This is a genomic window from Maricaulis sp., assembly GCF_015665295.1.
Lineage (GTDB): Bacteria > Pseudomonadota > Alphaproteobacteria > Caulobacterales > Maricaulaceae > Maricaulis.
The window spans coordinates 1-19,360 of sequence record NZ_JADFAJ010000029.1 but is presented as its reverse complement, the minus strand read 5'-3'; the positions used below and the strand labels follow the sequence as shown (position 1 = coordinate 19,360).

Annotated in this window: 20 protein-coding genes; 12 read left to right on the top strand and 8 right to left on the bottom strand. The window is 63.3% G+C overall.

Features of this window, described 5'->3' with window-relative positions; genetic code table 11:
• Position 1 precedes the first annotated feature (1 nt).
• Both QZZ02_RS12750 and QZZ02_RS12745 read left to right on the top strand, forming a co-directional pair.
• A complete protein-coding gene (locus QZZ02_RS12750; RefSeq protein WP_291844940.1) occupies positions 2-1,213 on the top strand; it encodes a DUF547 domain-containing protein in 1,212 nt (403 codons plus the stop codon).
• Between the two features lie 70 nt (positions 1,214-1,283).
• On the top strand, positions 1,284-2,177 hold the full coding sequence (locus QZZ02_RS12745; RefSeq protein WP_291844938.1) for a LysR family transcriptional regulator: 894 nt from the start codon (positions 1,284-1,286) through the stop codon (positions 2,175-2,177).
• Position 2,178: 1 nt separating this feature from the next.
• Here QZZ02_RS12745 and QZZ02_RS12740 read toward each other — a convergent pair whose 3' ends face one another.
• The 3 genes from QZZ02_RS12740 to QZZ02_RS12730 all read right to left on the bottom strand — a co-directional run bounded on the left by QZZ02_RS12740 (position 2,179) and on the right by QZZ02_RS12730 (position 4,611).
• Entirely contained in the window at positions 2,179-2,394 is a 216-nt protein-coding gene (locus QZZ02_RS12740; protein ID WP_291844936.1) for a hypothetical protein, read from the bottom strand.
• 425 nt (positions 2,395-2,819) lie between these two features.
• A complete protein-coding gene (locus QZZ02_RS12735; RefSeq protein WP_366511539.1) occupies positions 2,820-3,302 on the bottom strand; it encodes a Dps family protein in 483 nt (160 codons plus the stop codon).
• A 103-nt stretch (positions 3,303-3,405) separates the two neighbouring features.
• Entirely contained in the window at positions 3,406-4,611 is a 1,206-nt protein-coding gene (locus QZZ02_RS12730; protein WP_291844931.1) for a pyridoxal phosphate-dependent aminotransferase, read from the bottom strand.
• A 291-nt stretch (positions 4,612-4,902) separates the two neighbouring features.
• Here QZZ02_RS12730 and QZZ02_RS12725 point away from each other — a divergent pair, with 291 nt between their 5' ends.
• Both QZZ02_RS12725 and QZZ02_RS12720 read left to right on the top strand, forming a co-directional pair.
• A complete protein-coding gene (locus QZZ02_RS12725) occupies positions 4,903-7,143 on the top strand; it encodes a marine proteobacterial sortase target protein (RefSeq protein ID WP_291844929.1) in 2,241 nt (746 codons plus the stop codon).
• Positions 7,140-7,712: a class GN sortase gene (locus tag QZZ02_RS12720; protein ID WP_291844927.1), complete on the top strand. Its 573-nt coding sequence runs from the start codon at positions 7,140-7,142 to the stop codon at positions 7,710-7,712. Before QZZ02_RS12725 ends, QZZ02_RS12720 begins: the two co-directional genes overlap by 4 nt.
• Before the next feature lie 8 nt (positions 7,713-7,720).
• Here QZZ02_RS12720 and QZZ02_RS12715 read toward each other — a convergent pair whose 3' ends face one another.
• Complete coding sequence (locus QZZ02_RS12715) at positions 7,721-8,893, bottom strand: aspartyl/asparaginyl beta-hydroxylase domain-containing protein (protein WP_291844925.1); 1,173 nt, start codon at positions 8,891-8,893, stop codon at positions 7,721-7,723.
• A 179-nt stretch (positions 8,894-9,072) separates the two neighbouring features.
• Here QZZ02_RS12715 and QZZ02_RS12710 point away from each other — a divergent pair, with 179 nt between their 5' ends.
• The 4 genes from QZZ02_RS12710 (at position 9,073) to QZZ02_RS12695 (ending at position 11,978) form a co-directional block, all read left to right on the top strand.
• A complete protein-coding gene (locus QZZ02_RS12710; RefSeq protein WP_291844923.1) occupies positions 9,073-9,849 on the top strand; it encodes a hypothetical protein in 777 nt (258 codons plus the stop codon).
• A gap of 32 nt (positions 9,850-9,881) precedes the next feature.
• Complete coding sequence (locus QZZ02_RS12705) at positions 9,882-10,898, top strand: beta-eliminating lyase-related protein (protein ID WP_291844921.1); 1,017 nt, start codon at positions 9,882-9,884, stop codon at positions 10,896-10,898.
• Between the two features lie 60 nt (positions 10,899-10,958).
• Positions 10,959-11,303, top strand: a complete 345-nt coding sequence (locus QZZ02_RS12700; protein WP_291844919.1) for a hypothetical protein — start codon at positions 10,959-10,961, stop codon at positions 11,301-11,303.
• A 186-nt stretch (positions 11,304-11,489) separates the two neighbouring features.
• Positions 11,490-11,978, top strand: coding sequence for a hypothetical protein (locus tag QZZ02_RS12695; RefSeq protein WP_291844918.1), 489 nt, complete (start codon positions 11,490-11,492; stop codon positions 11,976-11,978).
• Positions 11,979-12,008: 30 nt separating this feature from the next.
• Here the strand turns inward: QZZ02_RS12695 and QZZ02_RS12690 are convergent, their stop codons facing one another.
• Positions 12,009-12,518: a response regulator gene (locus QZZ02_RS12690; RefSeq protein WP_291844917.1), complete on the bottom strand. Its 510-nt coding sequence runs from the start codon at positions 12,516-12,518 to the stop codon at positions 12,009-12,011.
• A 209-nt stretch (positions 12,519-12,727) separates the two neighbouring features.
• Here QZZ02_RS12690 and QZZ02_RS12685 point away from each other — a divergent pair, with 209 nt between their 5' ends.
• Positions 12,728-13,120, top strand: coding sequence for a DUF3775 domain-containing protein (locus QZZ02_RS12685; protein WP_291844916.1), 393 nt, complete (start codon positions 12,728-12,730; stop codon positions 13,118-13,120).
• Positions 13,121-13,241: 121 nt separating this feature from the next.
• Here the strand turns inward: QZZ02_RS12685 and QZZ02_RS12680 are convergent, their stop codons facing one another.
• On the bottom strand, positions 13,242-13,466 hold the full coding sequence (locus tag QZZ02_RS12680) for a hypothetical protein (protein WP_291844915.1): 225 nt from the start codon (positions 13,464-13,466) through the stop codon (positions 13,242-13,244).
• A gap of 102 nt (positions 13,467-13,568) precedes the next feature.
• Between QZZ02_RS12680 and QZZ02_RS12675 the strand changes: the two genes are divergently transcribed.
• Complete coding sequence (locus QZZ02_RS12675; protein ID WP_291844914.1) at positions 13,569-14,153, top strand: lipocalin family protein; 585 nt, start codon at positions 13,569-13,571, stop codon at positions 14,151-14,153.
• 2 nt (positions 14,154-14,155) lie between these two features.
• Here QZZ02_RS12675 and QZZ02_RS12670 read toward each other — a convergent pair whose 3' ends face one another.
• A complete protein-coding gene (locus tag QZZ02_RS12670; protein ID WP_291844912.1) occupies positions 14,156-14,602 on the bottom strand; it encodes a response regulator in 447 nt (148 codons plus the stop codon).
• Between the two features lie 3 nt (positions 14,603-14,605).
• Complete coding sequence (locus QZZ02_RS12665; RefSeq protein WP_291844911.1) at positions 14,606-15,079, bottom strand: response regulator; 474 nt, start codon at positions 15,077-15,079, stop codon at positions 14,606-14,608.
• Positions 15,080-15,230: 151 nt separating this feature from the next.
• On the opposite strand from QZZ02_RS12665, the gene uvrB reads away from it, so the two are divergent.
• Both uvrB and QZZ02_RS12655 read left to right on the top strand, forming a co-directional pair.
• Positions 15,231-17,396 carry an excinuclease ABC subunit UvrB gene (gene uvrB / locus QZZ02_RS12660; RefSeq protein WP_291844909.1) on the top strand — a complete coding sequence of 722 codons (2,166 nt, stop codon included), beginning with the start codon at positions 15,231-15,233 and terminating at the stop codon, positions 17,394-17,396.
• A gap of 234 nt (positions 17,397-17,630) precedes the next feature.
• Positions 17,631-19,208: a P-loop NTPase fold protein gene (locus tag QZZ02_RS12655; RefSeq protein WP_291844908.1), complete on the top strand. Its 1,578-nt coding sequence runs from the start codon at positions 17,631-17,633 to the stop codon at positions 19,206-19,208.
• Positions 19,209-19,360: the final 152 nt, after the last annotated feature.

Here is a 19,360-nt window from a genome sequence, read left to right as displayed (position 1 = left end):
CATGCGTATTGTTTCAGTTCTCGCTTTTCTTGTTCTCGCCATCGGCGGGATCGGGGCGCCGGTCGCCGCGCAGGGCGATGGCGCAATGCCCGATTTTTCTCGCTTTGCGCAGTCCGACCCCGACTCCGCGATCCATGTCGATCACAGCGGCTGGACGATCATCCTCCAGGACATTGTCCTGAACGTCCCGCCAATGGACCGGATCCCCGAACGCTCCCGGCCGATCACCACCGGCTCGCGTCTCAGCACTGGCAATCTCAGCCGCTATCGGCATGAAGGAAACCGGGTTCTCTACCATATGATGCCGGACGATTACCGGGCCGGAATCACGACGCTGCGCGAGGACCTCGAAGCGCTCCCCGAACGCATCGGCGGACTGGCCGGACTCAGCCGCGACGAGCAACTGGCCTACTGGTTCAATCTCCACAACGTCGCCGTCGTCGAACAAGTCCTCGCCGCCTACCCGGTCCGCAACATCAGCCGCCTGCGCGCACCCGGCACGGATCAAAGCCTGTTCGAAGGTCGCTTTTTGAGCGTCGAAGGCCAGGCACTGAGTCTCAACGATATCCGGTTGCGGATTGTCTTCGAGCAGTGGGATGACCCGCGCGTGATCTATGGATTTTTCAATGGTTCGGTCGGCAGCCCCGAACTGCGTCGCGCCGCGTTCGAAGGTGACCAGGTGTGGGCACAGCTGGACGCCAGTGCAGACGAATTCGTCAACGCGCTGCGCGGCGTCGAGGTCCACCCCCGCAAGCTCCGCGTTTCACACGTCTATGAGGACGCCCGCCGCCTGTTCAGCAATTTCGACCGTGACCTTCGCATCCACCTCCTGGTCTATGCCAATCCGGAAACCCGCGGCCAGCTGACGGGTGACCGCCCGCTGGAAACCAATGTCGCCGACTGGCAAATCGCCGACATGATCAATGGGTCCTATCGCTGCCGCGGTGCCGGCGGGGCATCGCCGCTCCTGTCCTTCAGCGGATCGTCTGCGGTCAACGGCGTTGCAACTTCCTGCGGGGTCCTGCCAACCAATGGTCGCATCCTGCTTGAGGCGGTCCAGGAGCGCCGGATCGAGCTGCTTGGCGAAGGCCGCTATGGCGAGGTCTTCACCAATGACCTGCCCTCGCAGGATCCGGACAACGTGGCGCTGGACGAGACCATGGGCGAGGAAGCGGCCGACAATGCCGGCCCGGCCGGAGACGGCACGGACTAGCGGAGTCGCGGTTTCCAGCTTTCCCGCTAGACTGGTCCAAACCGATTCCAAACGGGGGCGATGGCGGGTCATGGACTGGGACAAGCTGAAGACGTTTCACGCTGCGGCGCAGGCCGGATCTCTGACCAAGGCGGCGGAAATGCTAGGCCTGTCGCAATCGGCCGTCAGCCGGCAGATCGCGGCGCTTGAGGATGATCTCGGCGTCACACTTTTCCACCGTCACGCGCGCGGCCTTATTCCCACCGAGCCGGGTAATCTGCTGTATGGCGCCGCGCACGAGATTGCCTCGAAAGTGGCGATCGCCGAGGCCCACGTCCATGACGCCCGCGACGAACCCTCCGGGGAATTGAAAGTGACAGCGCCGACCGCGCTCGGCGCGATCTGGCTGGCACCACGCCTGGCCGAGTTTCACGATGAGTACCCCAATATCCGTATCCGCCTGATGCTGGATGATCATGAGCTGGACCTCGCAGGCCTGGAAGCCGAGGTCGGTATCCGCCCCTGGCCCTCGACCCAGAATGATCTCGTCCAGCGCAAGCTGCTGTCAGTGCGGCAACATCTTTATGCCAGCCACAACTATATCGAGCGGAAGGGGTCGCCGGCCACGCCCTCCGAACTCGACGATCACGCCATCATCTATTACGGCCCGCCACAGCTGGCCCCGATCCCCGGCCTCGACTGGGCCGCAAAGGCCGGTCGCGAAGAGGGTGCGGCGCCGCGCCCGGCGGTGATCGAGGTCAATACGATCTACGGGGTTATGAAGGCCGTCGAAGCGGGCATGGGCATTGCCGCCCTGCCTGACTATGTCGCCCGTGAGAACAAGAATCTCACGCGCGTGCTTCCCGACCTCGATGGCCCTGATTTCGAGGTCTATTTCGTCTATCCAAGCGAGCTTCGCGGCTCCCGCCGGATCGTCGCCTTCCGGGATTTCCTGATCGAGCAGGCGCGTCGCTGGCAGAGCTAGATCAGGCGGTCGGGGCTTCGAGCTCGCCGATCAGCTGGTCAAGCAGCTGCACCACCGTCGCTGAAGCGGCTTCCATGCGGCTGATAGCGGCTGATAGCGGCTTCGGCGCCGGCCTTGTCACCTTGGGCAAAGCAACGGGCCGCGTCGCGCCCCTCGGCATGGACGGTGGCGTGCTGCGCTCGTCGACCTGGCGAATATCACCCGTGGCGCGCGACACGGCGGCCCGACTGCGACGCCCCGCCCTGAATTGTGGCAACAATGCAGCAACGCTTGACCTAAATGTGTCAGTTATTGCGTTTTCGCATAACCGACATGCCGCCATGGCGCTTCCGCTGCCGGCAACAATCACACATATACACCCCCGACGCGGCGATCACGCCGCTCCTCGGATCTCCCCATCTGAGTTTTGTGCGCCCCTCCTCCCCATTCGGGCGCGCAAATTTGCGCCGGGTCCCTCTCCTCCCCTTTAGGACCCGGCGCCATTTCTTTCGGGCTACCCCGGCCCGCATCACAATGACTGCCCCGGCTCCGAGGAGCCGGGGCTTTTTTTTCGTCCGACGCTGGAGCCGCATACGAAAAAGCCCCGGTGCGAACACCGGGGCTCTGGTCAACGAACCGGCGGACCGGTCAGGGTGCGGACTGTCAGCCGATCGTCGATCGCAGCATCCAGGCCGACTTCTCATGCTCGGTCAGACGCGGGGTCAGCACATCGGCCGTGGCTTCATCGCCATGCTCGCTCGCCAGCGCCAGCGCCTTGCGGATCGTGGCGACGACGGTCTCATGGCCTTTGAGCAGGTCACGCAGCATGTCGTTGGCGTCCGTCGCATCACCGCCGGACTTGATGGCGGCCGCTTCGGTCATTTCGGCATAGGAACGCGGCGCGACGACATCGAGCGCGCGAATACGCTCGGCAATCAGATCAGTGGCCATCCACAATTCATTGTACTGCGTCTCGAACAGAGCGTGCAGATCGTGGAAGCGCGGTCCGGTGACGTTCCAGTGGTAGACATGCGTCTTGAAATAAAGCGCATAGGTGTCCGCCAACACGGCCGTCACAGCCTTGGCCATCGCTTCCCGTTGTGCGTCGGTCAGACCCATATTGATGCCCATGTCAGTCTCCTTGATAGCTCCTGCGGCGGCAGCGCCGCCTCTCGACGTAAGGTTTAGGCAATCTATACCCATAATTCCAATCAGGATTTATTGGGTCTGACATTGATGCAGTCTATAGTCAGCGCAATGAGGCACAAAACCGCTGAATACGTTTGCCCGCTTCGACAAGCGCTTCATCCGATGTCGCATAGGAAATCCGGAAGCAGGGCTCGAGTCCGAACGCCACACCCGGCACCGCCGCCACGGCTTCCGCGCCAAGAAGCGCCGCACAGAAATCGGTGTCCGTCCGGATGACGGTGCCGTCGGGCGCCCTCTTGCCGATCGTGCCGGAACAATCGGCGAAGACATAAAAGGCGCCTTCCGGCGTCGGGGCCACCAGACCCTCGGCACCGTTGATGGCTTCGAGCACCAGGTCACGGCGACGCAGGAAGGCGGCATTGCGGGCGACCAGGAAATCGTGATCACCATTGAGCGCCTCGACCGACGCCCATTGCGAGATCGAGCACGGGTTCGAGGTCGTCTGCGAGGCGACCTTTGCCATTTCCTTGATCAACGCCGCCGGGCCGCCGGCATAGCCGATCCGCCAGCCGGTCATGGAATAGGCCTTCGACACACCATTCATCGTCAGCGTGCGGTCATACAGTTTCGGCTCAACCTCGGCGATCGTCGCGAACTCGAAGCCGTCATAGACAATGTGCTCATACATGTCGTCGGTCATCACCCAGACATGCGGGTGCGCCAGCAGCACATCGGCCAGGGCCCGCAACTCGTCGCGCGTATAGCCCATGCCGGTCGGATTGGACGGCGAGTTGAGGATCAGCCAGCGCGTCATCGGCGTGATCGCGGCAGCCAGCTGGTCGGGACTGATCTTGAACCGGTTCTCGATCCCCGACCTGACTTCGACCGGCGTGCCACCAACCAGGTTGACCATCTCCGGATAGCTGACCCAGTAGGGCGCAGGGATGATGACCTCATCGCCGGTATTCACGCTGGCCAGCAGCGCGTTGTAGATCACCGGCTTGCCGCCGGTTGAAACGTGGATCTGGCTGGCCTCGTATCTGAGACCATTGTCACGCTGGAATTTCTTGATGATGGCGTCCTTCAGCTCCGGAATGCCATCGACATTGGTGTATTTCGTTTCACCACGCCGGATCGCGTCGATTGCCGCGTCCTTGATATGGTCCGGCGTGTCGAAATCCGGCTCCCCGGCACCGAGCGAGATCACGTCAATCCCCTTGGCCTTGAGCTCGCGAGCCTTCTGGGTAACGGCAAGCGTGGCAGAGGGTTTGACGCGCTGAAGCGCGGCGGACGGCGTGAATGTCATGATCTTGTCCCGGTAGAGCTCGGCTGGAGGAAAAACCCTAGTCCCGCTCGCCCGGCAGGCCAATCCCCCAGCCATGCATGTTCGCCGAACTCGCGGGCAATTTTGCATGGCTCGAAACATGCCCGATCGGGCCGGCCCGCCCAGACATCGCCCCAATTTTCCCCGCAATCGCCGTATTAACGCCCTGTCACGCTCTTGATCGGGGACCAGCGTGAACTCGGACAGGGAAGCCGGTCGCTCCGCACTCACCCTCGCACCGCGGGGCGGCCGGCACAATTCGGGGAGGTTCGCATGGCGGCCGCACGCACACACACATCCGCCGGCTCGCTTCCCTTTTTCGCGCTCACTCTGGCCGTCGCGGCCTTTGCCGTCTCGCTCCTGCTCTGGTCGGACGCCAGAGCCGACTCCGTCACCGACACGCCGGAACCGGCCGGGATCGACGAAAGCCAGCTGGTCCGATTGTCCGAGATCAATGAGGGCGCCCTGCTGATCCGAACCGTCGAGCCGGGCCGCTATCTCCCCGCTCCCATGGTCGCGACCGATCTTGCTTTCGACATTTCCGGCCCGGTGATCCGCGCCACCATCACCCAGCGCTTCCAGAACCCGTCCGACGCCTGGGTCGAGGCGAGCTATGTGTTTCCGCTGCCCGAGGACAGCGGCGTCGACCGCTTGCGCATGCAGGTCGGAAACCGTTTCATCGAGGGCGAGATCCAGGAACGCCAGGCGGCGCGCCGCACCTATGAAACCGCCCGCCGCAATGGCCAGCGCGCCAGCCTGGTCGAACAGGAACGCCCCAACATGTTCACCACCTCGGTCGCCAATATCGGACCGGGTGAAACCATTATCGTGCAGCTGGAATACCAGAGCGTCGCGCGCTTTGCCGACGGTCGTTACGAGCTGCGCCAGCCGCTCGGCCTGACGCCGCGCTATATCCCGGAAGGCAGCGGCTTTCTTCCCGCCTCGACCGGCGCTGCGGACAGCCCCGCCGTACCGGACGCCGGCCGCATAACTCCGCCACTCCTGCATCCCTCCGCCGAACCGCGCGATCAATTGCGTCTGCCGGTCACGATCACCGCCGACCTTGATGCCGGTTTTGCGCTTGGCGAGGTCGCGAGTCTTTATCACGCAACCCGGGTCGAACGCCTGCCGGACGAAACTGCCCGCATCGCGCTGGCCGCCGGCCCGATCCCGGCCAATCGCGATTTCGTGCTGACCTGGCGCGCCGCCGATCCGCATGCTGCCAGCGCCGCCCTTTTCATCGAGGAATGGCAGGGCGAGACCTATCTGCTGGCCCAGGTCCTGCCGCCAGCCGAGATGAGCGATGCGATCCCGCGCCGCGACCGTGAAACCATTTTCGTGATCGACAATTCCGGATCCATGGCTGGCGCCTCGATGCGCCAGGCGCGGGCCGCGCTGATCACGGCCCTGCAGCGCCTGGAGCCGACTGACCGCTTCAATGTCATCCGCTTCGACAACACGATGGACCAGCTCTTCCCGCAGGCCGTCCCGGCCAATCCGGGCAATATCACCACCGCCCTCGCCTTCGCCCGCCGGCTCGAGGCCGAGGGTGGCACCGTGATGCTGCCCGCCCTCAATGCCGCCTTGCGTGACACGCGCAGCGACAGTGATGACCAGGTCCGCCAGGTCGTCTTCCTGACCGATGGCGCGATCGGCAATGAGGCGCAGCTGTTTTCCGCCATCGACGCCGGGCTGGGCCGCTCGCGCCTGTTTCCGGTCGGGATCGGCTCGGCGCCCAATTCCTACTTCATGAGCCGGGCCGCCCGGCTGGGCCGCGGCACCTTCACCCATATCGGCCAGGTCTCCGAGGTCGAGGCCCGCATGGAAGCCCTGTTCACCGCGCTGGAACGCCCGGTGATGACCGATCTCGACGTGCTCTTCCCGGACGAGGCGCTCAGCGAGATCTGGCCGGCGCCGCTGCCGGATCTCTATCACGGCGAACCGGTCACCCTGACCGCCCGCCTCGGTCGCCGCGACGGGGTGATGGTCATTGAAGGCGCGCTGGCCGGGGCGATGTGGCGCGAAACCCTGTCGCTGGCCAATGCCCGCGAAGGACGCGGCATTGCTGCCCTGTTCGGCCGCAACCGGATCCGCGCTCTCGAGGAGGCCCGCTTCCAGGGCGCCAGCCAGGCCGGGATCGATGCCGCCGTCCTGCAGACCGCGCTCGATTTCGACCTTGTGTCACGCCTGACCAGCCTGGTCGCGGTCGATGTCACCCCGGCCCGGCCGGACGGTACACCGCTGGCTTCGCGCGATGTGCCGGCCATGACCCCGCAGGGGTGGGATCTCGATACGGTCCGTGAACGCGAGCCCGGGCCGGTTCAGCACGCCCGCGCCGACGCCCGCCTGTTCGCCCTGCCTGCTCCCGTAGCCGGCGGTGAGGCCGAGCGCTCCAACGGCCTCGCCCTGCCCGCCACAGCGACGCCGCGCGAACTCCTCATGGGGCTCGGCGCCCTGATGATGATCCTTGCCCTGATCTGGCTGGTCACCCGTCGCGAGGAGCGCCTGTGGTGATCCGAAATCCAACACGCCTTCTCGCCCTCGGCCTGCTGGCCGCCGGTTTCTGCGTCTTCGTACACGGCGCCTGGATGGGGGTGAAGGCCGATATTGCGCAGGTCCTCCTCGCACAATCCTGGACCCGCGCAATCGACGGGGAGTCCGCGTCCACACCATGGCCCTGGGCCGATTTTCGGCCCGTGGCGCGGCTCTCCGTCCCGTCTCTCGGCGAACACGCCATCGTCCTGTCCGACGGCGGCGGTGAAAGCCTCGCCTTCGGACCCGCCCTGCTCGACGCCTCGGCCCGCCCGGGCGAGCCCGGAATCAGCGTCATAGCCGCCCATCGCGACACGCATTTCGCCTTCATCGGGAGGATCGAGACCGGCGATGAACTGGTGCTGGAAGACAGCGATGGCCGACAGCACCGCTATATCGTCACCGGCTCGGAAGTCGTCCATGCCGCCCGCTCCGGTATCGAACCCGAAACCCGGCCTGATCGCCTCGCCCTTGTCACCTGCTGGCCGCTTGGCGCGACCATGCCGGGACCCATGCGTTACATCGTCTGGGCCGAGGCCGTTGCGATCTGACAGGCCGGCTAGCGCACGGCGCCGCTTTCATACCCGTCGACGGCTTCCATGAGGGCCGCAACGAGCTGGCATTCCTCGTCGGTCAGTTCTGGGCGCCAGATGTCGAAGATCAGAATGATCCGGGACGCATCCGATCCGTTCCAGGCCTCATGCTCGATCGTATCGTCGAACACCCAGCCCTTGCCACGCTCCCATTCCCGGACGTCATTTCCGACTCTCAACTTGCAGCCCGGCGGGACGATCAGGGGCAGGTGGCAAATCAGCCGCGAATTGATGAAGCCATGGTGCGGTGGAATTTTCGCGCCCGGCAGCAGGCGCGAAAACAGGATGGACGGCGTCCGGCCCTTGATTTGCGCCAGCGGCACATCTTCCAGCGCCGCCATCGTCTTGGGACATCGCGCCACAACGGCCTCAACGGGCTCGCCATTGCGCACCAGATAGCAGGACGACCAGTCATCACTGTCCAGCAGCGCCATGGAATGATCGACCGGCCGGTCCGGCGATGCCTGGATGTAGGGTGAGAACTCGGCCGATCCACTATCGATCAGAGCCTGCAACTCGCCGCAGATATCCTCGACCGCCGCCTCGAGCCTGTCGAACCATGGAAACTCATCGCGGGCGTAAAACTGCTTCTGGGGCAGTTCGGGAAAAAAGTGCGCACGCGGCTTTTGCAGGTAGGGCGTTTTCTGTCCGGTGAGCAGCTCAAGCGAATGGGTGAAGCGAGCACTGGACGACGCAGCATCATAACCGGCGCGGCCGAGCTCGGCGGCAAGGTGCCCGTAAAACTTGTCGGACTGCTTCTGGCAGGCCTCGCGCGCCCGATTGATTTCGGCAAGGAGTGGCGCGGGCAGGCCCTCATACTGCTCGGCAGTGCGGAGCGCCTGATTGTAGAACGCCATGGCGGCCCGCCCGTCACCAAGCGCGACAAAGAGATCGCCGCGGTGGATGAGCGCAATCATGTTCTGCGGGTCGCGCTTGAGCGCTGCGTCGAGAGCTTCGCCGGCACCAGCCAGGTCACCCGCCCCTCGCCGCGCCGTCGCCAGCCCGATCCACACCGCCGGATCATCCAGGCCACCCTGGATGGCTGTCTGGAAATGCCTGGCTGCCTCGACAGGCTCACCCCGCCCAAGCGCGGCGCTCGCCGCCTGTACATGCACATTGGCCAATGTGTCTGTGCCCATCATCTCGCTCCCGCATCGTTCGGGGCTAGGGTTTGCACTTGCCTCCCTTGCTGGCAAGCCACGAGGTCAGACTGCGCCGGTTCACATGCCGGTTCACATGCCGGCTGGATTGTCGTGTCGGCCTGGTCTAAGCAGGATGCGTGACGGCGGGGGCCGAGCGAAAGGATGGGCCGGGCGTGGTGTTTTCAACGCCCCCTTCTGAAGCCTTGCGTCGCCGTCTGACCGCCGGCGCGGCTGCGCTTGCCGTAAACCTCCTCATCATAGTCGGCCTGATCATCGTGCCGCGGCCCGACCTGCAATCGTCCGCGCCCGGTTCGCTGGACGTCGTCTTCGTCAGCCTGCCCGAGCCCGTTGACGAATCCGGCACCGAACCAGGCAACGAACCGGTGATCGAGCCGGAGCCGGACGGTGAGGCTGTGCCCGAGCCCGAACCCGCCGACATTCCGCCGGAACCCGAAGCCGAAGCGGCCGCAGATCCGGATCCCCTCCCGCCTGCGCCGCCCCCGGATGGGCCGACGGCGAGCCCGGCCGGGACGACCGGCCGTCTCGCTGAGGCCCCGAACATCCTGCGCGACACCAATCCGTTCAATGACGAACGCGTCGCCATCCCCTTCCCCGGCGGCGAGGGATCGAGGGAGTCGGCCGTGCGCTCGGTCTTCTGCCTGTCGACATCAGACGCCAACCGGCGGGCCCTGGACTGCTCGCCCTTCACGGCCGGCGACGGCCTGCCGATGCGGCTATATGCCAGCGAGGAAAACATCGCCCGCGGCCAGGCCGCCATGGCGCAATTCACCGCTGACCAGATCCGCGCCCTGCTCGCGCGCAATCCCTATCCCGGTCGCAACCTCGCCGGCCAGGCCACCCTCGCCGATGTCAGCGGACGGCCAACCGCCTCAGCCGACCAGATGCGCGACACACTGCCGCCGCTCATTCCCGACCCAGCCTTCGGCGATTGACGCAGGCCCGCGCCTTCTGTCCATTGCCCGTCATGAATTTCCTGTCTGACACAACCGCCCCCGCCCATCCGGCCCTGATCGATGCCATCGCGGCCGCGAACCGTGATTTCGCGCCCTCCTATGGCGCCGATCCGCTGACCGCCAAGGTCGAAGCCCGTCTGAAGGCGATTTTCGAGACCGATCTGAAACTCGTCTTCGCGGTCTCCGGCACCGCCTCCAATTCGCTCGCCCTGTCCGTGCTGTGCCCGCCGCACGGCGCCATCCTGTGCCATGACGAAGCCCATATTCACCGTGATGAACGCGGCGCGCCGGAATTCTTCACCGGCGGCGGCAAGCTGATCCCGCTCAAGGGCGATCATGCGAAGATCGACCTCGACGAGCTTGACCGGGCGCTTGGCGAAATTCCCGAGGGTTTCGTGCACACCAGCCCGGTCCGCGCCCTGTCCCTGTCCAATCTTTCCGAAAGCGGCACCGCCTATGCGCCGGGCGAGGTGGCCGAGCGCGCAGGACGCCTCAAGGGGCGACCGGCCTTCGTGCACATGGACGGGGCCCGGTTCGCCAATGCCCTGGTCACGCTGGGATGCAGCCCGGCGGAGCTGACCTGGAAAGCCGGCATTGATACGCTCTGTTTCGGCGCCACCAAGAATGGCGCGCTGGGCGCCGAGGCGGTCATCCTCTTCCCCTCGGTCATGGACCGGTTCGAGGAACTCCAGATCCGCCAGAAACGCGCCGGCCACATGGCGCCGAAAATGCGCTTCATGGCAGCCCAGTTCGACGCCTGGCTGTCCGATGATCTCTGGCTCGCCCTGGCCGGCACGGCGAATGCCCGGGCCCGGGCGCTGGCGAACGGCTTTGCGAGCAAAGAGGGCGCGGAAGTCCTGCACCCGGTCGATGGCAACGAGATCTTCGTCCGGCTGTCAGAGCCGCGTGCCGCGCAGCTCCGCGAAGCCGGCGCCCAGTTCTACCAATGGCCGGACGGATCGGCGCGCTTCGTGACGAGCTGGTGCACGACCGAGACCGAGATCAGCGATGCCCTCGCCGCACTCTGACACTACTTGCAGGAGCAGAACAAAAGGGGTACACTCCATGCGTGCAGTCGGGAGGTCCGCATGTCGACCGAGTGGGGAGTGCTGTTTCACCTCGATGCAGTCCGCTTTGACGCTTATGGCCGGGCGCTGATCGCCGACAGGCCGGCGGCGCGCCGCCTGCAGGGCCTGTTGGCCGAAGCCGATGCCATCGCCTGCCGCTCCGGTTGCGGCGCCCCGCTGAGCTGCGACACGGCGCTGATCCTGCGCGAGGAATTGACCGGGGTCGGGCCCGACCTGCTGGTGAACAATGCCGACTTCGCCACCATTATCCGCAAGCGCAAGGCCGTCGGGGCGGAGGAGGCTGTGATCGTTTTCTCGCTCTATCGGCGGTATCCGGTCACACTCGAGGCGCTGGAACGAGCCTGAGATAGCGGAGCCCGGCCGGGCGCGGCGGCGACCTGGGCGGTCAGCCTTGGGTGTGCGCGTTGGCGCCTTGGCGCCTTGACGACACAGTGGCCGGCGTCGCGTTCAGTGCCGAACCGTCCTGCTACGGTTCAGGAAGCCTTAGCGGCCGGCGTGCCAGCCTTCCGGCAGTCAACCGGAGAGACGCCCATGTTGTCGATGATTGCCCTGGCCGCTGCTTTGTCGTCGGCCCCGTTCGCCATCGCCGACACGCCGGCGATTGGCACGAACACGCACAAACCGGTTTCGGCGAAAGCCCTGCAGGGCGACTTCGCGCGCAGCCTGACAATCGAGATCGAGGTGGTCTCGGCGAGCTCACTTGTTCTGGATTATGGCAGCCTGACGGGCGGGCAATGGCAGCAGCCCCCCATGGCAGGATCGGTTATCGAGCCCGGCGACAGCATGACCTATGTCAATGGTGTCGAGAACCCGTTCGACGCGCTGGGCGGCATGATGATGCTCTCGCTGCCATCCGGAGCCACGATCGCGATCGCGTTTGAATGGGCATTCGGCGGTTCGGTGGCGTGCACCGCCAATGGCGAAAACCTGCAGACAGTGGCCGTGACCAACGAGCTGGTGAATACGATGGGCAATGCGCCGACCTGCCTGGTCACGATCACGGACCAAGGCAGAGAATAACACCCAGCGTCAGGTGCCGTCAGCCCGGCCTCAGCTCGCCGCCGAGTTCTCGTCATCGCCCTCGCGGCGCCACGGGCCGGCATAGCGCGGGTCCTGGCGGCGACGGCGGTCGGGGCCGAAATAGGTCGGCGCCTTGATGAAGCGGCGCGGCCGCTCGATCAGGGCCGAGATGCGATGGAAGAGGTCCACCGGACGCACCGGCTTGGCGAGATATTCATTCACGCCGGCATTGATCGCCTCGATCACCTTGGACCGGTCGGTGTGACCGGTGACCATGACGATGGGCAGGTATTTGTTGGCACTGTCCGAAGCGGTGCGCACCAGGCGGGTGAATTCCAGCCCGTTCAGATCGCCCAGCATGTAGTCGACCAGGGCAAAGTCCGGATTGACATCGCGCATGGTCTCGAAGGCATCCGCCGCGTCACGCACTTCCACGATCGTGCGCACGCCGAACCCCTGCAGGATGGTGCGCAGGATGGTCGACATGTGCGCATTGTCCTCGACGATCAGGACGCGGATGCGGTCGAAGCTGCCGGACATGAAATCTCGCAGTGGCGAAAGGGAATCACTGAACCCTCCCGATTGTGCACCGACGGCCTTAACCAAGTCTTGACCGGGTGGAGCCGCCCGCACCCGCTCAGGACGCACGGGACCGCCTGTCATGGAATGTGACCGACAGGACAGCCTTTTTGTGCTAGGCTTCACCTGTTGCATCGCGGTGATTTCCCCAGCTTGAAGAGGGCAAGGTCATGAATATCGCGGAGAAAATGGTGCGCAGCCTGATTGAGCGGGCCCGCGCCTATGACAGCAAGGAACAGATCGACGATTACGAGGCGGATCACGACAGCGGCGAGACCGATGCCGTAGAGAGCCTGCTCACCGGCGATACCGATCCGATCCGGACCGAGATCGAGGACTGGCTGGGTTCGCTCGACGAGGAGGCCCAGGCCGATCTCGTGGCGCTCTACTGGATCGGTCGCGGCGATTATGACGGCCGGGACTTCCCGGACGCGTTGCGCGAAGCGCGCAGTCGCCGCAGCGGCCCGACCGAGGACTATCTGCTCGGCGCGCCCATGCTCGGTGATTATCTCGAACTGGGCCTGGATTCGGTGATCGAGGCGGACGTTTACGACGACGCCTGACACCACCCGCCTGACACGACACCATCCGAGCCTGGGCGCACGGCGTCAGTTCATCGCTGGCGCATTCGCGCGCCGGTCGGCGCCGGTCTCGTTCAGCGCATCCTGAACCTCGGCCGCGGCGTCATTGAGCCGCCGTGCGCGCCTGCTCCGCCCCGTCGCCGCGAACCGCCGCGACCAGTATGTCCGCTATCCGCTGCAGGAACTGCACGGCTGCTTCGGCGGAAAACCCGGCGACAATGGCAATGGTCAGGGGGCCGTAATCTCCGGCGACGCCGCTCAGACCGGCATTGCCGCCAACGATTTCACCGAGGATGAAGCCTGTGATGATGCCCAGGACGAAGCGCACGACATAGGGCTGGCAGGATTGCCATCATCCCGCTGGACCGGGCCACTGGACCGGGCCGGCCATTCCACTAGATTCAAGGCCCCGACCCCGGAGAGATCATTCATGCCACCGATCCCGCGCCGCTTCATCCCGGCCCTGCTGATCCCGATACTCGCCCTTGCCGCCTGCACCAGCCCGCCGCGCGACCGGCTGAGCGGCGACCAACCGCCGGCCACGGTGTCGCGGGTCGATGTCGAGCGCTATCTGGGCCGCTGGTTCGAGATCGCCCGCGCCGATCATGGGTTCGAGCGCGGCTGTGACGGCGTGATTGCCGAGTATTCCCGCCGCCCTGACGGACTGCTGCGCGTGATCAATTCCTGCTGGAAAGAGGGGCTGGAGGGACCGGTCAACCTCGCAGAGGGCCGGGCGCGCATCGTCGACACGGACAGCAATGCCAAGCTGGAGGTCAGCTTCTTCGGGCCTTTCTTCGGCGATTACTGGATCATTGACCTGGCCGAGGATTACAGCTGGGCCGTCGTGTCGGAAGCACAGGGTCGCTATCTGTGGATCCTGGCGCGAGACCCGCGCCCAAGCGAGGCGTTCATCGCGCAACGCCTCGCTTCGCTGGAAGCGCGGGGCTTTGATACCGACGGGCTGATCTTCCCCGAGCAATGGCCCGCGGCGTCGGCGGCACCGACGTCAGAGTGAATTCAGGATTTCCAGGAGACTTCCGTATTGCGCAATCCGGCCGTCAGGTCCCCGCGAGCGCGAATGGCATCGAGAATGCGCTGGCCGAGCCGGTCCGGCATGACCGGCTTGACCAGATAGTCATCGACGCCCGCCTTTTGGGCCGCGTCCACGATCCGCATTTCATCATGGGCGGTGAGAAGGATAATCGGAACATCCTTGTTGAAGAGGTCCGTCTCGCCGCGGATCCGCCAGGCGATCGAGACGCCGTCATCGCTTTGCAGCTCGTAATCGAGCAGGACCGCGTCGAGCTGGCGCTTGCACAGATGATGCCAGGCCGTCTCGCCATCGGCCGCCTCGAGCACGTCCTTGCATCCCAAGCGGTTCAGCAGCTTGACCACAAGGCTGCGGATCGAGGTCACGTCTTCGACCACGAGGATCGACAGACCGGCGAGCGGCTCATTGGGCATGCATCATCTCCCTGCGGAACAGGATTCTAGCACGGTCGGCGGCGCCTGCAATGTGACGGGGCGGACAAGATACTCGGCCAGCCCGGCCATCAGGGTACGCGGATTGACCGGTTTGGGCAGGACGGCGGTGATGCCGGCCGCCGCCGCGCCGTGCACGAGATGGGCGAAACCATCGGCGGCGAGCAGGAAGAGCGGCAGGTCCGGATGCTCGCATTGCAGCGGATCGCGCAGCCGGCGGGCCAGGTCGAGCCCGGTCGCCTGGCCCAGATCATAGTCAATGAGCGCGAGGTCGGGACGGCAGGTGCGGCTGATGACCAGCGCCTCATCGCCATCGGCCGCCTCGAAGACGCGGGCAAAGCCGAGACCGGTCAACAGGGTGCGGATGACGGCGCGGACCGGGCGGCTGTCATCAACCAGCAGCACGGTCAGGCGATCCGGCGAAGGCGCAGGCACTTTCGGGGCCGGCAGGGCGGACATGCTTATCTCCTCTGGCCCGAGATTAACCACAGCCAGCTGAACATCCGCCTAACGCGACCGCATGCGATATGAGCCCTCCTGACAGCATGGTGGCAAGGATGTCGCAGCCAGCCACTGGCCCTCGCCCGCGCGCCGTCACATATTCTCGCCCATGGCCAAGCTGACCCTCGACGACACCCTCACCGCTCCGGAAGACTTCGTGCTCGACACGCTGACCAGCGTGACGACCGCCGGCGCGTGGACACCGCACCGGCCGGAGCGACCGGCCAAGTCCGAGGGCGGGCAGCGTTTCCGGTGTGTCTCGGAATACTCCCCCAAGGGTGACCAGCCGCAGGCGATTGCCGAACTGGTCGAGGGTCTCAAGGGCGAGGAGCGCGACCAGGTCCTGCTCGGCGCGACCGGCACCGGCAAGACCTTCACCATGGCCAAGATCATCGAGGCGGTGCAGCGCCCGGCCCTCATCCTGGCCCCCAACAAGACGCTCGCCGCCCAGCTCTATGGCGAGTTCAAAAGCTTCTTTCCGAACAATGCGGTGGAGTATTTCGTCTCCTATTACGACTACTACATGCCCGAGGCCTATGTGCCGCGCACCGACACCTATATCGAGAAGGAATCGTCGATCAACGAGGCGATCGACCGGATGCGCCACGCCGCGACGCGCTCCATCCTCGAGCGTGATGACGTCATCATCGTCGCCTCGGTCTCCTGCATTTACGGCATCGGCTCGGTCGAGACCTATACGGCGATGACCTTCGAGCTGAAGCCCGGCGATATCGCCGATCCGCGCGCCGTCATGCGCCAGCTGGTCGACCTGCAATACACCCGCAATGACGCCGCCTTCATCCGCGGCACCTTCCGCATTCGCGGCGACAATCTGGAGGTTTTCCCGGCCCATTATGACGACCGCGCCTGGCGGATCGGCTTTTTCGGCGACGAGGTCGAGCAGATCACCGAGTTCGATCCCCTGACCGGCAAGACGATGACCGAGCTCAAATCGGTGAAATTCTACGCCAATTCGCACTATGTGACGCCGCGCCCGACGCTCAACCAGGCCATCGTCAAGATCAAGGCGGAGCTTCAGGAACGCCTCGCCTGGATGGAAAGCCAGGGCCAGCTCCTGGAGGCCCAGCGCCTGCAGCAGCGCACCGAATTCGACCTTGAAATGCTCGGCGCCACCGGCTCCTGCGCCGGCATCGAGAATTATTCCCGCTATCTGACCGGCCGCAAGCCGGGCGAGCCGCCGCCCACGCTCTTCGAGTACATACCGGAAGACGCCCTCGTTTTTGCCGATGAGAGCCATGTCTCCATCCCGCAGCTCGGCGCCATGTACAAGGGCGATTACAGCCGCAAGAAGACGCTGGCCGATCACGGTTTCCGCCTGCCAAGCTGCCTCGACAACCGCCCGCTCAAATTCGAGGAATGGGACGCCATGCGGCCGCAGACCATCTCGGTCTCGGCGACGCCGGGCCAGTGGGAGCTGAACCAGACCGGCGGCGTGTTCACCGAGCAGGTCATCCGCCCGACCGGCCTCATCGACCCGCCGGTCGAGATCCGCCCGGTCGCCGCCGATGGCGCCTCCCAGGTCGATGATGTGATCGACGAGGCCCGCGCCACGGCCGAGAAAGGCTTCCGCACCCTGATCACCACCCTGACCAAGCGCATGGCCGAGGATCTCAGCGAATACATGCACGAGCAGGGCATCAAGGTCCGCTACATGCATTCCGACGTCGACACGGTCGAACGCATCGAGCTGATCCGCGATCTGCGCCTGGGCGTCTATGACGTGCTGATCGGCATCAACCTGTTGCGCGAGGGTCTGGACATTCCCGAATGCGGCCTCGTCGCCATTCTCGATGCCGACAAGGAAGGCTTCCTCAGATCAGAGACCAGCCTGGTCCAGACCATCGGCCGCGCCGCCCGCAATGCCGACAGCAAGGTCATCCTCTATGCCGACCGCATCACCGGCTCGATGCAACGCGCCATGGACGAAACCAACCGCCGCCGCGCCAAGCAGATCGCCCACAACGAGGAACACGGCATCACCCCGACCACGATCACCCGCGGGATCAGCGACATCCTGGAAGAAGTGATGGAGTCCCAGGCCAAGGGCCGCGGCGTCGCTGCCAAGGGCCGCAAGAAGGGCGATGGCCGGCCGAAGGGCCTGCGCGACGCCGACCAGGCGAAATTTGTCGCCGGGGACAATGTTGTCGCCACGATCGCGGACCTGGAGAAACGGATGCGCGAAGCCGCGGCGGATCTGGAGTTTGAGACGGCGGCCAAGCTGCGGGATGAGATCTTGGCGTTGCGGGGGGAGTGAGGCGCGGGCTTTAGCGGCTGCAGAGCGAGCGGCAAAGCCGCGTCTCGCGGGATCGAAGCTGGCGGCGTGGGCATGGGATGAGATTAAGGCGGTAGAGGGGTAGTGAGGAAGCGTTTCGGTTTTGCGGTGCCAACGACCAACCACAAACACCAGAGCCGAAATCAGACTTACCACTGCTTGTAATTCAGCTAGAACACGACTTACAATACATTGAATTGGCTTCTGGGGGGCAACATGACCGGCGAGCACTACATCTTTGAAGAAGCCACCGCCCAATTGATAACTCTAATCGAAGAGTCGACACGCGCTAGTCAAATCACTGCGAAATACTTCATCGAACCAGCGCCCGGCACCTTATCGCGAGCGAAATCTCGCCGGCATCACATTGTGTTTGGTCGACGTGGTTCAGGTAAATCAAGCCTCCTAAACAAAATACATTCTGAAAATCTCATCCATCGATGTCCCTCAGCATTCGTGGATCTCGAAAAATTTAAAGGTCATATCTACCCCGATCTACTTTTGAGTATTTTGATTGACACATTCTCTGAATTCAAAATCTGGTTGGACAGCGCGGCTATTGCCCCCTCAAACAAGCGTTCGTTTTGGGAATCCATTTCGTTTCTTCAGCCCGACAAGCGGAGAGCTGACATCACTGCCACCAAAGCGCTTTCCAAAAAGCTCGGCCTCGAAATAGAGGAGTTAAACCGGCTGTTGCACCAGGAGGAAGTCGTTCAAGTCTCCACGGTTGATAACGCGAAAATATCGCAGAAAAGTCAGACCGGCGGCGGAATCGGGGCGACGAGCGGCAATGTGAACTTGGGGGTCGAAGCAAAAAGCATTCGGGCGGCATCCCGCTTTTCTGAAAAAATGACCGCGTATCAGAGTGAGAAGCACAAAATTCTGCAAAGAAATGTAATTCGCTATCAAAACATATTTAAAGAAATTAGATCGATTTCCAACTCTGAAGTGTTTTTAATACTTGATGACTTGTATCATATTCCAAAACAAGATCAGCCGGATGTAATCGATTATTTCCATAAAATTGCAAAGGGTGGGAATTTTTGGATTAAGATTGGGACCGTTCGTCATCGTACAAGTCACTATAGGAACGGCAACCCTCCTATCGGCATGAAATTGAGCGATGATATCGATTCAATCGATTTGGATGTAACTTTAGAAAAGTACTCAACAACAAAAGCCTTCCTGTTCAAGGTTTTGACTGAATTTGCTCTGGACAGCGGAGCGGACCTTTCGTCAATTTTGACCGACGGCGCCAAGGACCGCTTGGTTCTTGTCAGCGGCGGTGTCGCTCGAGACTTCCTCAGCCTCTTTCGGAAGGCCATTGAAGAAGCTAGGGAACGAATTACGTCCGGAAAGCTGTCACGCGGGGGACGCGTCACATCCGAGGACACAAACCGCGCGTCTGGAAAATACTATGATGACAAGCTACAGGAACTCGACCGCGACACTAATGATGAAGATAGAGAATCTATCGAAGAATTTATTGAAAGCGTCCGGCAATTTTGCTTCGACAGATCAAAGACAAACTGCATTTTGATCGAAAAAGATCGATCAAACGATCTGAATAATGTGGTCGGTGAGCTAGTTGATTTGAAAATTTTGCATCAGGTCAGAACCGGAATTTCCGTCAGCAAGGAGCCGGGCAAACGGTTTGACGCTTACATGCTAGACTACAGTTTTTATACGGGCGACAGAACGAAGCGAAATTTCACGGTCATCGACTTCTGGAAAGCTAATGCCAGCGACGAAATCTTGCGGCGCGTGGGGCTTATTTATGATCGGGCGGCCTGATCGCTTTCGGTAAAAATGCAGGACACGCGCAATTCCCCCCCTAGATGTCGTTTCTCAAGACGTTGTTCAGTAGCTGGCTGAGCCTTTTGGCTGGCGGCTGTTTGGCGAGAGCATAGTGCGGCCGGCCGGTATTGTACCAGTCTAGATATCGG